This window comes from Mesorhizobium sp. M0244 (assembly GCF_040321795.1).
Lineage (GTDB): Bacteria > Pseudomonadota > Alphaproteobacteria > Rhizobiales > Rhizobiaceae > Mesorhizobium.
Genome location: NZ_JAMYSE010000036.1, coordinates 47,859 through 61,705 on the forward strand (window position 1 = coordinate 47,859; position 13,847 = coordinate 61,705).

The 13,847-nt window shown below is 58.7% G+C and carries 10 protein-coding genes; 6 read left to right on the plus strand and 4 right to left on the minus strand.

Going from position 1 to position 13,847, the window contains the following annotated elements:
- Positions 1–59: 59 nt before the first annotated feature.
- A complete protein-coding gene (locus NKJ08_RS20915) occupies positions 60–1,016 on the minus strand; it encodes an ABC transporter permease (RefSeq protein ID WP_352783115.1) in 957 nt (318 codons plus the stop codon).
- An 18-nt stretch (positions 1,017–1,034) separates the two neighbouring features.
- Entirely contained in the window at positions 1,035–2,618 is a 1,584-nt protein-coding gene (locus tag NKJ08_RS20920; protein ID WP_352783118.1) for an ABC transporter substrate-binding protein, read from the minus strand.
- Positions 2,619–2,837: 219 nt separating this feature from the next.
- Between NKJ08_RS20920 and NKJ08_RS20925 the strand changes: the two genes are divergently transcribed.
- The gene (locus tag NKJ08_RS20925; RefSeq protein ID WP_352783121.1) at positions 2,838–3,848 is read left to right on the plus strand and encodes a GlxA family transcriptional regulator; all 1,011 of its coding nucleotides are present in this window, start codon (positions 2,838–2,840) and stop codon (positions 3,846–3,848) included.
- A gap of 87 nt (positions 3,849–3,935) precedes the next feature.
- On the opposite strand, the gene NKJ08_RS20930 is transcribed toward NKJ08_RS20925, so the two are convergent.
- Complete coding sequence (locus NKJ08_RS20930; RefSeq protein WP_502906346.1) at positions 3,936–5,633, minus strand: ABC transporter ATP-binding protein; 1,698 nt, start codon at positions 5,631–5,633, stop codon at positions 3,936–3,938.
- 345 nt (positions 5,634–5,978) lie between these two features.
- Positions 5,979–7,391: a helix-turn-helix domain-containing protein gene (locus NKJ08_RS20935; protein WP_352783126.1), complete on the minus strand. Its 1,413-nt coding sequence runs from the start codon at positions 7,389–7,391 to the stop codon at positions 5,979–5,981.
- A gap of 12 nt (positions 7,392–7,403) precedes the next feature.
- Here NKJ08_RS20935 and NKJ08_RS20940 point away from each other — a divergent pair, with 12 nt between their 5' ends.
- The 5 genes from NKJ08_RS20940 to NKJ08_RS20960 all read left to right on the plus strand — a co-directional run.
- Positions 7,404–7,610, plus strand: coding sequence for a hypothetical protein (locus NKJ08_RS20940; RefSeq protein ID WP_352783129.1), 207 nt, complete (start codon positions 7,404–7,406; stop codon positions 7,608–7,610).
- The gene (locus NKJ08_RS20945) at positions 7,610–9,142 is read left to right on the plus strand and encodes an acyl-CoA carboxylase subunit beta (RefSeq protein ID WP_352783131.1); all 1,533 of its coding nucleotides are present in this window, start codon (positions 7,610–7,612) and stop codon (positions 9,140–9,142) included. Before NKJ08_RS20940 ends, NKJ08_RS20945 begins: the two co-directional genes overlap by 1 nt.
- A gap of 11 nt (positions 9,143–9,153) precedes the next feature.
- Positions 9,154–11,157: an acetyl-CoA carboxylase biotin carboxylase subunit gene (locus NKJ08_RS20950; RefSeq protein WP_352783134.1), complete on the plus strand. Its 2,004-nt coding sequence runs from the start codon at positions 9,154–9,156 to the stop codon at positions 11,155–11,157.
- Between the two features lie 11 nt (positions 11,158–11,168).
- A complete protein-coding gene (gene scpA / locus NKJ08_RS20955) occupies positions 11,169–13,310 on the plus strand; it encodes a methylmalonyl-CoA mutase (RefSeq protein ID WP_352783137.1) in 2,142 nt (713 codons plus the stop codon).
- Between the two features lie 154 nt (positions 13,311–13,464).
- Positions 13,465–13,847, plus strand: a 383-nt coding sequence (locus NKJ08_RS20960) for a biotin synthase BioB (RefSeq protein WP_502906344.1), incomplete at its 3' end; no start/stop codon positions are given.

Sequence of the window (13,847 nt, forward strand, 5' to 3'; positions counted from 1 at the left end):
TACTGGGTTGGATAGACGTCATCTCACATTACTCGCTCTGTCGGTCGATCTGCCAACGTTCATTTTGGGTGCATGAGCCGAGGGTTCATGACTATCGACAGGATATCCGCAGTCAGATTCAGCAGAACGTATGTTGCGGCAAACAGCAGGCTGCATGCCTGGACCACCGGGATGTCGCGCTTTTGGACAGAATCAACAATCAGTTGGCCGAGACCGGGGTATACAAAGACGACTTCAACTACGACCACGCCCGTAATGAGATAAGCTAAATTCAAGACGATAACGGTGGCGATTGGAGCGAGAGCGTTAGGAAACGCGTGCCGGACCATGACACGCCATTCGGACATGCCTTTCAGTCGGGCGGTCTCGATATACTGGTTACCCAGAAGGTTTACGATTGAAGTCCGGGTCATGCGCATCATGTGAGCCAGCACGACGACTGCCAGGGTCAGCGCGGGTAGAGCGATTGCATTCAGTCGCATCAGGAAGGGTGTACTCGCGTCGACGTCGGAGAGGCTGGGCAGGACGCCAGCGTGCACCGCCAGAAACAATATAAGCATATACGCAACGAAGAATTCCGGGAATGAGATGGAGGCGAGTGTGAGAACATTGATCGCGCGATCGATAAAAGTGTTTCGGTAAAGTGCCGCCACAATTCCTCCCAGCAATGCTATAGGGACGGAAATCAGCGCAGCGCTGAGCGCGAGGAAAAGTGTATTAAACAGCCTTGGGGCGATAAGCTCCCCAATGTCACGGCCACTGGACAAGGCCGTTCCGAAGTGCCCGTGAAATATACCCCAAAGCCAGCCAACATACCTGAGATATAAGGGGGTATCCAGGCCGAGGCTCTTGCGGAAAGCGGCCACGGTTTCAGGAGTAGCGGATTGTCCCAGCATTTCGGTCGCAATGTCCCCAGGAAGGAACTGGATGCCAATAAAAATGATGAGGGACACAATCCAAAGGGTCAGCGCGCCCAGTGCGACGCGCTGACCAATAATTTTAATAATAGGTGTCATAGCAATCTTTCGACAGGCTCAGGCTTCTGCGAACCACCAGCGCTCCGTACACCGGAAGCCATCCAGATCCCAGTTGGAAGCTATCTTACTGTGACCGACCTTCTTGGACAGGGCACTGACGTAGTTGGCGAACACCGGTATGATCACGCCGCCGTCATCGCTGCAGATTGTCTGCATTTCAGTATACATCTGCAGACGCTTGGCATCGTCAACTTCCGAACGGGCAGCGATCAGTAATTCATTGAAACGAGCGTTCTTCCAATGGCCCTCATTCCAAATGGCATCAGCGGCGAAGGCCTGTGAGAACATCCAGTCCGCCGTTGGTCGGCCTGCCCAATAACTCTGACAGAAGGGTTTCTTAAGCCAGACATTGTCCCAATAGCCATCGTTCGGCTCGCGGACAACATTAATGGTGATGCCGGCTTTGGCGGCATTCTGCTGAAAAATCACCGCCGCATCGACCCCGCCTGGGAAGGCGGCGTCTGAAGCCGAGAGGTTCACCTTAAGATCAGACAGCCCCGCCTTCTTAAGGTGGAACTTTGCCTTTTCGGGATCGTACTGGCGTTGCGGTAGGTCCTTTGCGAAGAAGCGATTTGACGCTGAAATCGGCTGATCGTTACCGAGCTGGCCGTATCCACGGAGCAAGGTGTCCAGAAGCTGCTGGCGATCAATGGCATATTTCAGGGCGAGCCGTACATCCTTGTTGTCGAACGGCGAGACATCGCAGAGCATCGGCATCGTGTAGTGCTGTGTACCGCCGATCGACACAATTTCCAGACCTTGATTCCTCTCCAGCAGGTGTACCGTTTTGAGGTCGCACCTTTCAATCGCGTGGATCTGGCCTGTCGTCAGCGCGTTTGTGCGTGCCGCGGCATCCTGGATCGCAAGAAGCTCGACGGAGTCAAACCAAGCCGCGTTCGTCTTCCAATAATTGGCGAAACGTTTGGCCGTACCTTTGATGCCCGGGTCAAAGTTCTCCAGCACATAACCCCCGGCTCCAACACCCGAAAGATCCACTTGGCCATCCTTCGATGGGAGAATGGCCAAGTGGAACTCCTCGACAAGGAAGGGGAAGTCAACACTACCTTGTTTTAGAGCAACAACAACGGTCCCCGAACCATCCGCACGGATATCGTCAATTGCGTCAACGATGCTCTTGGCTGCTGATTTTGAGTCCTTCCCGCGATGGTGATTGATGGATGCGACGACATCGTCGGCATTCATACTTTTGCCATTGTGGAACTCGACCCCTTGCCGCAACTTGAAAGTCCAGGTCTTGGCGTCTTTTGATCCTTCCCAGGACTCGGCCAGTTCACCGACTAGTTTGCCCTCCGCGTTTACCTCCGTAAGACAGCCATGAAGGGTTTTCCCGAACACGTTGGTAAAGGAGCCCGCGTAGGTTGCAGGGTCAAGAGTATCGGATGTGGCGCCAGCGGCGACTCCCAGTTTGAAATGCCCCCCCTTCTTCGGAGTTGCCTGCTGGGCGATGGCAGGCAGAATCCCGCTTGACGAAGCGACCGCCAGCGCACCTACCGCAGCTGCGGATTTGAGGATACTCCTTCGGTTCATATCCATGTTTGAACGTTCACCCCATTTGACCATTGCTATGCTCCCTTTTTGAGTTTTTATGCCGGCAGTTGCTCAGATCCGAGATCTGGCGCGAGGTCAGCAAGGCTGCGCGGATCTGGTAGCCAAATTTCGTGTCGCGACTTTCTTACTGAACCCGATCTCCTCGAAGTGTTGCACAATCCCGACAGTCAATTTAACATTGCCAGACATCAATTTGCGTATTTTGGACAAACATCGATAAGCGGACGGTCAATGAAAATTCTCATCCTTGTGATGCCGAACTTCAACCTGGCGGCGACGATGGCGTTCGTCGACCCATTCCGGGCGGCGAATTACCTCGAAGGCTTGACGCGTTTTCGATGGGTCGTAGCGTCTCTAGTTGGAGGGTCGTGTCTCGCAAGCAATGGGATTGCCGTTCAGACCGAAAAGCTGACTGAGGTCCAGGAGGATGTGTTCGAAATCGTCGTGGTTTCAGCGAGTTGGACACCAGAGACGGCAAGTACGCCTCACCTCCTCGCTTTGCTCCGGAAATGGGCGCGTACCGGTTGCATTATCGGAGCGCTCGACACAGGTGCTTTTATCCTTGCGGAAGCCGGGTTGCTGAGCGGGAGACGTGCCACCGTGCATTACGAGCACATCGATTCCTTCAAGGAACTTTACCCACATGTCGAAGTCTCGGAAGACCTATTCATTCATGACGGAAAGCGTTTCACCTGCAGCGGCGGGATCGCTTCGGCCGACATTGCCCTGCATCTCATTCGGGCAAGCGCAGGGGACGCTTTGGCGAATGCTGCAGCAAGGTACATCTTCCACCCCATGCTGAGGCCTGCCGGTACGTCGCAAAATCCGGTTGGTGCAGAGCCCTTGGGTAGAACGACACCTAAGGTTGTTCGGCACGTCATTTCGATCATGGAGCTGCATCTCGAGCAGACGCTCTCAATCCCGGAGCTTTGCGACAAGGCGGATGTTTCACAAAGGCAGCTCGACCGGCTCTTCAAACAATACGTTGGTAAGTCTCCCGCACTTTACTATCGCGATATCCGGTTAGATCGAGCGCGCGGCCTCGTCACTCAGACCGATATGCTCATGTCAGAGATTGCCATTGCATCAGGATTTTCGAGCCAAGTGCATTTCAGCCGGGCCTATCGTGAGCGGTTCGGACTGTCCCCGCGATCGGACCGAGTCGAAGGGCGTATTCCGTTCGAGTTCAGGGCCTGGCCCATGCATCGCAAAGCTCAGGACAAGGGGGCTCGACACACCTAAGGTTGGGCCCGAAGACAATTCGGTTTCCTAAAGGTGCAAGCAATAGGCGATGACAGGCGCGGACGTTGACGAGGCGCCGGAGCCCCGTTACTTCCCGGCGCTTTCCATGCGCCTTGATATGATAGCCTTGTCCAACCAGCCTACCTCCATCTCTGGAACGGAAGAGAGGAGAAGGTCGGTATAGGGATCGAACGGTGGGGCGAGAACCTGGCCTTTTGGCCCGTATCGGACCACCTGCCCGCGATACATCACCGAGATGGTGTCGGCGATTGATTTCACCGTTGCGAGATCGTGGGTAATGAAGAGATAGGCTACCCCCTCGTCCTTTTGCAACTGCAGCAAGAGCTTCAAGATGCCGTTGGCGACCAAGGGGTCGAGGGCAGAAGTCACCTCGTCGCAGATCATCAGCTTGGGCTTTGCCGCAAGCGCTCGCGCGATGCAAACGCGCTGCTTTTGTCCGCCCGACAGTTCTGCCGGATACCGGTCCGCGAGGCTCTTTCCCATTTCGATCTTGTCCAGCAGTTCGGCCACGCGTTGGTCGCGCTCGACACCGCGCATTCCAAAATAGAACTCGAGCGGCCGGCCAATGATCGTAGCCACGGTCTGGCGGGGGTTCATCGCAACATCCGCCATCTGATAGATCATCTGAAGCTGCCGCAAGTTATCCTTCGAGCGCTCGGCCAGCCGACGGGGAAGGTCGCGCCCGTCGAACTGGATGCTGCCTGCCGAAGGCGGCAGTAACCCAGTGATCACCCGCGCCAGCGTCGATTTACCCGAGCCGGATTCACCGACCACAGCGAGCGTCTGTCCAGTATGAAGTTCCAGGGAAACATCGCGTAAGACCTTGATCGCTCCGTCGCCGTAACCTGCTGTCAGGCCTTTGACTGATAGAATAGGCGCAGTGCCGCCGTCCTTCTGCTCGTGATCGATGTGATGCACTGAAACGAGGGCTCGCGTGTATTGCTCGTGCGGCTGGTTGATGATCTGCTGCGTCATTCCCCGCTCTACGAGCTTGCCGTGGCGCAGCACCATGATCTCGTCCGCGACCTGCGCCACCACCGCCAAGTCGTGGGTGATGTAGAGTGCTGCGACGCCGGTGTCACGGATGGCGTCACGGATCGCGGCCAGCACGTCGATTTGCGTGGTGACGTCGAGCGCCGTAGTCGGCTCGTCGAAGACAATGAGATCAGGCTCCGAGCAGAGTGCCATGGCCGTCATGACACGCTGCAACTGACCGCCCGAAACCTGATGGGGGAAACGTTTGCCGATGTTCTCGGGGTCAGGAAGGCCAAGCTTGTTGAACAGAGCAATCGCACGCTTTTCGGCTTCGGTCCGAGTTGCCATGCCATGTAGAAGTGCCGCCTCCACCACCTGGTCCATCAGCCGGTGGGCGGGGTTGAATGCGGCGGCAGCCGACTGCGCAACATAGCAGACCTCGCGGCCCCGGAGTTTGCGCATGTCACTTGCTCCGACCTTCAGTATGTCACGGTCGTTAAGGATGACCTCGCCGCCAGTTATTTTGACGCCACCGCGACGATAACCCATGCTGGCCAGACCTATGGTGGACTTGCCGGCGCCCGATTCGCCGATCAGACCCAAAACCCTGCCCCGTTTCAGCGTCAGGGAAACGTCGTCGACGAGAATTACGTTCTTTGAGCTCTCGCCCGGTGGGTAGACTGTCGCCTCAATCCGGAGATTGCGTATGTTGAGCAACGTGTCGGGCTTCCCCGGTCGACTGGCTGGCGCGACCGTAGAAAGCGTCACGTCACCCGGCTTGTCAGACATTGAGAGTTCGATTGACATTTGCAGGGTCCACTCTGTTGATTGTCCATCGCCGGCTTTTTTGATTATTGGGTGGTACGAAGAGCCCACCACTCTGGATGCGACATTCCATTGCACAATCGCCTCAAACGTCTCTGCCGCCCCTTGAACAACAGCCCGACCGTCCCGTGCCATCGAGCGCCCGTCAGCCGACATTCTTGGCGCGTGTACGGTACACCTTTGCGACAGCACACTGAAAGAGCGTGTCCGCCTCACGGCGCGCCCAGGTAATCACCCACCCGCAAGATGCATGCCGAAGGAACTTGGCTTGCGATTAGTGTGGCGCCTTCCGGGCGGTCACACTCGAAATCAGCTAATAGTGTACGGCAGTTCGTTGCGTCGGTCGTGGTCGATCGTAATCGTGCTCTTGAGCGGCGGAATGGCGCGTTGAATGCAGTTTATCCGCTCACAAATGCGGCATGAAACGCCGATGGGTTCGAACGCTGAGCTGTTGGCAAAGTCCAGTCGGTCAGCATAGATGAAATCGCCCGCATCAGAAATCTCGCATCCGAGCGCGATCGCATAGCGTCGATGAGGGGTTCCAAATCCACCGTCCGCCTTGGTGATTTCTGTGGCGATACTTAGATAACGCACGCCGTCTGGTGTCTCCGCCAATTGGCAAATCATGCGGCCTGGGGTTTCGAACGCCTGATGAACGTTCCACAACGGGCAAGCTGCCCCGTAGCGAGCGAACTGCAACTTCGCGGCGCTGTGGCGTTTGGTGATGTTGCCGGCTCGGTCGATGCGCGCGAAGAAGACCGGAACGCCCTTCATCCGAAGCCTTTGCAATGTTGAAAGGCGATGCGCCACCTGCTCAAGGCTGGCGCCGAAGCGCATCGCGAGAAGGTGCAGGTCGTGCCGAAGTTCTTTTGCCGCGGTCAGGAAGGGGCGGTATGGCAACGCAAGCGCGCCGGCAAAATAATTCTGGAGGCCGATCCTGCAAATCTCCGCCGCTTCGGAGGTACGGAAGCGTGCTCGCTCGATGATGGCGTCGATCTCCGCCCGGTGCTCCAAGGCCCCGATCTGGAATGCCATCTGGAAACTGCGCGTAGGCGCAGGTGAGTACGAGTTCAGGTAGAGCACGCGCGCGGAAGCGTCGAAGCGCCTGATCACCCGTTCGCCATTGCCAGCACGCGCAAGGCGAACGTGATGATGCTGTTCCAGGTGATCTGCGAAGGCCGTCCCGACGTCTCGATCCGGTAGGCCCAACGCTTTAGCCAGATGCTCGGCCGCTCGGTCGAGCTCATCGATGTAGTTATCAACAAAATGAAAGAAGTCTCGCACTTCCTCGTAGGGTGTCGGCTCGGCAAAGGCATTGGTTCGGATCAGCTGGTCGTCGAAGCTGGCAAGCTGCTCGCTATTTCTGCGATATGCCTGATGACAGGTGATCAGCGCATGAGCGAAAGACGGTGCGTTTTGGGCAACGAGCTTGAGTTCCTGAAATCCGACTGAAACACCGCTGAATACGGGGTCAGCAAGTGCCTCGCTCAGTGCCGAGAGCAGCCGGTCGGCCTCACTGCCACCGATCGAAGCGATATCCACATGGAATTTCTCGGCGAGCGCAAGAAGCACCGCGGCTGAGACCGGTCGTTGGTTGTTTTCTATCTGGTTCAGATAGCTTGTCGAGATCCCCAGCCGCTCGCCAAATACCGCCTGGGTGGCCTTGCTGGCCTCCCGCAGTTCGCGCACGCGCCGACCAATGAAAAGCTTACCATTTGCCATTTGCAATTTCGCATGTTGCTGTTTGCAATTTCATACATTTTGCAATCGCACCCGGTCAATCCTTTTCCATTCATCGCCGACGAACTAATGCCGAGCGTAATTCCAGTGGAGGCGCTCATGCGATTGTCCAGCAAAGCAAACCCGAGTTCGAGGCAAAGCCGGCTCGCCGCGACGCAGTTGCCGACGGCTTTGAACTTTGAAGCAAAGGCTGGCCGCTGATGCGAGCTGTTCTTGAACAACTCGAAATCCGTCGCGCGCAGGCTCGCATGGGCGGAGGGCAGAAGCGTATCAATGCCCAACACGCGAAAGGCAAGCTGACCGCCCGCGAGCGCATCGTGGTGCTTCTCGATGAAGGCTCCTTCGAAGAATACGACATGTATGTCACGCATCGTGCGACAGACTTCGGCATGGATGCCCAGAAGGTTGCCGGGGATGGAGTGGTCACAGGCTGGGGTACGATCAACCGCAGGCTCGTTTATGTCTTCTCCCAGGACTTCACGGTGCTTGGCGGATCGCTGTCCGAGACACACGCTCAGAAGATCTGCAAGATCATGGACATGGCGGTGCGCAATGGGGCGCCGGTGATCGGCCTCAACGATTCTGGGGGCGCGCGCATCCAAGAGGGTGTCGCCTCACTTGCTGGCTATGCCGACGTCTTCAAGCGCAATGTTGATGCCTCTGGCGTCATTCCGCAGATTTCGGTGATCATGGGTCCGTGCGCCGGCGGTGCGGTCTATTCCCCGGCCATGACCGACTTCATCTTCATGGTTCGAGATTCCTCCTACATGTTCGTGACCGGCCCCGATGTGGTCAAGACGGTCACAAACGAGATCGTGACCGCGGAGGAACTGGGCGGCGCGGCAACACACACGCAAAAGTCCTCTGTTGCGGACGGGGCTTTCGAAAACGACATCGAGGCTTTGGAGGAGGTTCGGCGCCTCTTTGATTTCCTGCCATTGAACAATCGCGAAAAGCCGCCGGTGCGGCCGTTTTATGACGATCCTGAGCGGATCGAATTGCGTCTGGACACGCTGGCGCCGGAGAGCGCCAACAAGCCCTACGACATGAAGGAACTAATCCTGGCCATCGCCGATGAAGGTGACTTCTTCGAGCTGCAGGCCGCCTTCGCCCGCAACATCATCACCGGATTTGTTCGCATCGAGGGCAGGACGGTAGGGGTGGTGGCCAACCAGCCGATGGTGCTAGCCGGATGCCTCGACATTGATTCCTCCCGCAAGGCGGCGCGTTTCGTTCGCTTCTGCAACGCCTTCGACATCCCGATTCTGACCCTCGTCGACGTGCCAGGTTTCCTGCCGGGCACCGCCCAGGAATATGGCGGCGTCATAAAGCATGGCGCCAAGCTGCTTTTTGCCTATTCCCAGGCGACCGTTCCGATGGTCACGTTGATCACGCGCAAGGCTTATGGCGGCGCCTACGATGTGATGGCTTCGAAACATATTGGCGCGGACATCAACTACGCCTGGCCGACCGCCGAAATCGCGGTGATGGGCGCAAAGGGCGCTGCCGAGATCCTCTATCGGTCCGAACTCGGCGATCCCGAGAGGCTGGCAGCTCGTACCAAGGAATACGAGCAGCGCTTCGCCAACCCCTTCATTGCCGCCGAGCGCGGCTTCATCGACGAGGTGATCATGCCACATTCCTCACGCAAGCGGATCGCGCGTGCCTTTGCCGCGCTGCGCGGCAAGAGCGTCGAGACGCGCTGGAAGAAGCACGACACCATCCCGCTTTGAGTGCGCAGAAAATGTTCAAGAAGATCCTGATTGCCAATCGTGGCGAGATCGCGTGCCGGGTGATCGAAACTGCGCACAGGCTTGGCATAGCCACCGTCGCCGTCTATTCCGACGCGGACCGTGATGCCTTGCACGTCCGCCAAGCGGATGAAGCGGTTCATATCGGCCCCGCTGCCTCAGCCCAGTCGTATCTTCGCATTGCGAACATCCTCGAAGCAGTCACCGCCACTGGCGCCGACGCGGTTCACCCGGGCTACGGTTTCCTGTCTGAGAATTCGAATTTCGCCGATGCGCTCAAAGCCAAGGGCGTCGCCTTCATCGGGCCCTCGCCGGTCGCCATCGAGGCGATGGGCGACAAGATCACCTCGAAAAAGATCGCGTCATCCGCCGGTGTCTCCACTGTCCCAGGCCACATGGGCCTGATCGAGGATGCAGAGGAGGCGGTGCGCATCGCCGGAGAGATCGGCTTCCCTGTCATGATCAAGGCATCCGCCGGCGGTGGCGGCAAGGGCATGCGCATTGCCTGGAACGAGGTCGAGGCGCGCGAAGGATTTCACTCCTCACGAAACGAGGCCAAGAATGCCTTTGGCGACGACCGTATCTTCATCGAGAAATTCATTACTGAGCCACGTCACATCGAAATCCAGGTGCTCGGCGATCAGTACGGTAATATCGTCTACCTCGGCGAGCGGGAATGCTCGATCCAGCGCCGCAACCAGAAGATCATCGAGGAGGCGCCATCACCGTTCCTCGACGAAGCAACCCGGCAGGCGATGGGTAAGCAGGCCATCGCTCTTGCCAAGGCGGTCGGCTACCACTCCGCGGGTACGGTTGAGTTCATCGTCGACCGCGACCGCAACTTCTATTTCCTAGAGATGAACACCCGGCTTCAGGTCGAGCATCCGGTCACCGAGCTGGTAACCGGCATCGATCTGGTTGAGGAAATGATCCGCATCGCGGCCGGCCAAAAGCTGCGCTTTGGCCAAGAGGACGTGAAACTGAACGGCTGGGCGATCGAAAGCCGGCTCTACGCCGAAGACCCGTATCGCAATTTCCTGCCCTCGATCGGTCGTCTTACACGCTACCGGCCGCCCGCCGAAGAGCCACGTGCGGACGGCTCACTCATCCGCAACGATACCGGCGTGGTCGAGGGCTCGGAAATCTCGATGCACTATGATCCCATGATCGCCAAGCTCTGCGCCTGGGCACCTAATCGGCTTGGCGCAATCAACGCCATGGCCGCGGCGCTGGATGATTTCGAAGTGGAAGGCATCGGCAATAACCTGCCCTTTCTAGCCGCTGTCATGGACCATCCCCGGTTTCGCGAGGGGCGGCTAAGCACAGCCTTTATCGCTGAGGAGTATCCGGACGGCTTCGCAGGTGTGTCCCCAACCGATGCGGATGAGCGCAAGCTCGCGGCGGTCGCGGCACACATCAACTGGAAACTTCAGCACCGCAATGTCCTGATCTCCGGGGCGATGGACAATCATCGTCGCAAAGTCCCTAGCGATTGGATGGTCGCGCTTGGCAACCATTCCATTGCGGTCGCTGTGTGCGATCAGAAAGACGGAACCGCTGTGTCATTCGATGACGGCTCGGTCCTGAGCGTTGCAAGCGACTGGCTGCCGGGCCGGCCACTCGCGCACTTTCAAATTGGCACTGAGACCACGTCGATCAAGACGTCACGGTCAGGAACCGGCTACCGACTGCGCTGGCGCGGAATGGATGTCGTCGCCCATGTACGCAGCCCACCTATCGCCGAACTGGCGCGGTTGATGCCGAAGAAGCAGCCGCTGGACGTCTCTAAGCTGCTGCTCTGCCCGATGCCTGGCGTGCTCACCGCGATTGCCGTTGGCGAGGGCGATGCGGTGGAGGCTGGCCAGATTCTTGCAACGGTGGAAGCGATGAAAATGGAAAACGTGCTGCGCGCCGAGCGCAAGGGATCGGTGAAGCACGTCGCCGGGACTGCCGGCATGAACATGGCCGTCGATGAACTGATAATGGAATTTAACTAAGGGTAGGACAAATGGCCGACCGCGTAGCCTACGAGGACTGGCGAAAACTCGCCGAGCACGAAGTCAAGGCGTCGCCCGACACCTTGGTCTGGAATACGCCGGAAGGTATTGCGATCAAGTCGCTCTACACCGAGGCTGATCTGGATACGGCCGGCCACCTCGGCACGCTGCCCGGGATAAAACCGTTCCTGCGCGGGCCCCGCGCGACCATGTATGCCGGCAGGCCGTGGACAATCCGGCAATATTCCGGCTTCTCGACGGCGGAGGAGTCGAACGCCTTCTACCGCAAGGCACTCGCCGCCGGCCAGCAGGGCGTGTCAGTTGCCTTCGATCTCGCGACACATCGCGGCTATGACAGCGACCGTGCGCGCGTCGTCGGCGATGTCGGCAAGGCGGGTGTGGCAATCGATTCCGTCGAGGACATGAAGGTCCTGTTCGAAGGCATACCGCTCAAGGACATTTCCGTCTCCATGACCATGAACGGTGCTGTCATCCCGATCCTCGCCTGCTTCATCGTCGCCGGGGAGGAGCAAGGCTGCTCGCACGCCGAGCTTTCCGGGACCATCCAGAACGACATCCTGAAGGAGTTCATGGTCCGCAACACCTACATCTACCCGCCCGAACCCTCGATGCGGATCGTCGCCGATATCATCGAGTACACCACGAAGGAGATGCCGAAGTTCAACTCCATCTCCATCTCCGGCTACCACATGCAGGAGGCGGGCGCGACGCTGGTGCAGGAACTCGCCTTCACATTGGCCGACGGGCGCGAATATGTCCGCGCGGCCCTGAAGAAGGGACTGGATGTAGACGACTTCGCGGGACGGCTCTCCTTCTTCTTCGCTATCGGGATGAATTTCTTCATGGAGGCCGCCAAGCTGCGGGCGGCGCGGCTCCTCTGGTCGCGGATCATGGGGGAGTTCCGGCCAAAGAAGGCCTCGTCGCTGATGCTGCGCACCCACTGCCAGACCTCCGGCGTGTCGCTACAGGAGCAGGACCCTTACAACAACATCGTGCGCACAGCCTACGAGGCGCTGGCCGCCGTGCTGGGGGGCACGCAGTCACTCCACACCAACTCCTTCGATGAGGCGATCGCCCTGCCGACCGAGTTTTCGGCGCGCATTGCGCGAAACACCCAGCTTATCCTTCAGCACGAGACCGGCGTGACCAAGGTCGTCGACCCGCTGGCCGGCTCCTACTACGTCGAAAGCCTGACCGCCGAACTTGCTGATAAGGCGTGGGCGCTCATTGAGGAAATCGAGGCCATCGGCGGCATGACCAAGGCCGTCATCGACGGTTTGCCAAAACGCCTGATCGAGACGGCGGCGACCCGCCGCCAGGCGGCGATTGATCTCGGCGACGAGGTGATCGTTGGCGTCAACAAGTACCGGCTGGAAAGCGAGGTTCCAATCGAGGTTCTCGAGATCGACAATGCGGCGGTGCGTGAGGCGCAGATCCGTCGTCTCGAACAAACAAAGCGTCAGCGCGACCCCAAGCGCGTCGACGCAGCCCTTGCTGCGCTTGGTCAGACCGCGGCCAGCAGCAAGGGCAATATGCTTGAAGCAGCGGTTGAAGCGGTGCGTGCTCGCGCGACGGTGGGGGAGATTTCTGATGCTCTGCGCCGCGCCTTCGGCGATCACGTGGCCGTTCCTAAGGTGATCTCGGAAGTTTACGGCGCCGCCTTCCATAATGAGCCGGAATACCAAACCCTAACTTCCCGCATCAGGGACGTTTCCGTCTCGCTCGGCGGCCAGCCGAAGCTGATGATGGCCAAGCTCGGTCAGGATGGCCATGACCGCGGCGCCAAAGTGATTGCATCGGCGTTTGGCGATCTCGGCTTCGATGTGGTCGCCGGCCCGCTCTTCCAAACGCCGGAGGAGGCAGCAAGCATGGCGGTGGCTTCTTGTGTTCATGTCGTCGGCGCATCCTCGCTCGCGGCCGGACACAAGACCCTCCTGCCGCAGCTTGTCGAGGCCCTGAAGGCGAGAGGTGCCGAAAACATTATCGTTGTGTGCGGTGGCGTGGTGCCGCGTCAGGACTATCAGTTCCTGATGGACCGTGGGGTCGCCGCCGTATTCGGCCCTGGAACGCATATCCTGGATGCAGCGCGTGCGGTTGTCGACCTCCTTGAGGGCAGGCGCCGCAATCGATGAAGAGTCTCGTCGTGAAGGACTTCGGCAATCCGGCGATGCGCCCACGTCTGGCTGCCGAACATAGGACCGGCGTCGAAGTCGCTGCGATCTCTGATCGACCCACGGCGCCAAGAAATTCGGCATCGGCGCCGCGACGTCGCGTTGAGGACGGGAAATGAGCTCCGAAAGTGCCCGGCACTTGTGGACGCAAACGGAAGTTCGCGCGTTCTATGAGCTACCCTTCAACAACCTTCTCTTCGGAGCTCATGGCGTTCACCGCCAGAATTTCGATCCCAACAAGGTCCAGCTCAGCCGGCTTCTCAGCATCAAGACAGGCGGCTGCCCGGAGGATTGCGGCTATTGTAGCCAGTCGGCGCATCACGAGACCGGCCTGAAGGCGTCGAAACTGATGGAGGTCAGGCGCGTCATCGCCGAAGCGAAGAAAGCGCGTGACGCCGGCGCCACCCGCTATTGCATGGGCGCGGCCTGGCGAAACCCCAAGGCGCGCGACATGGATGCGGTGGTGGCGATGGTCGAAGGCGTCAAGGCGCTGGGCAT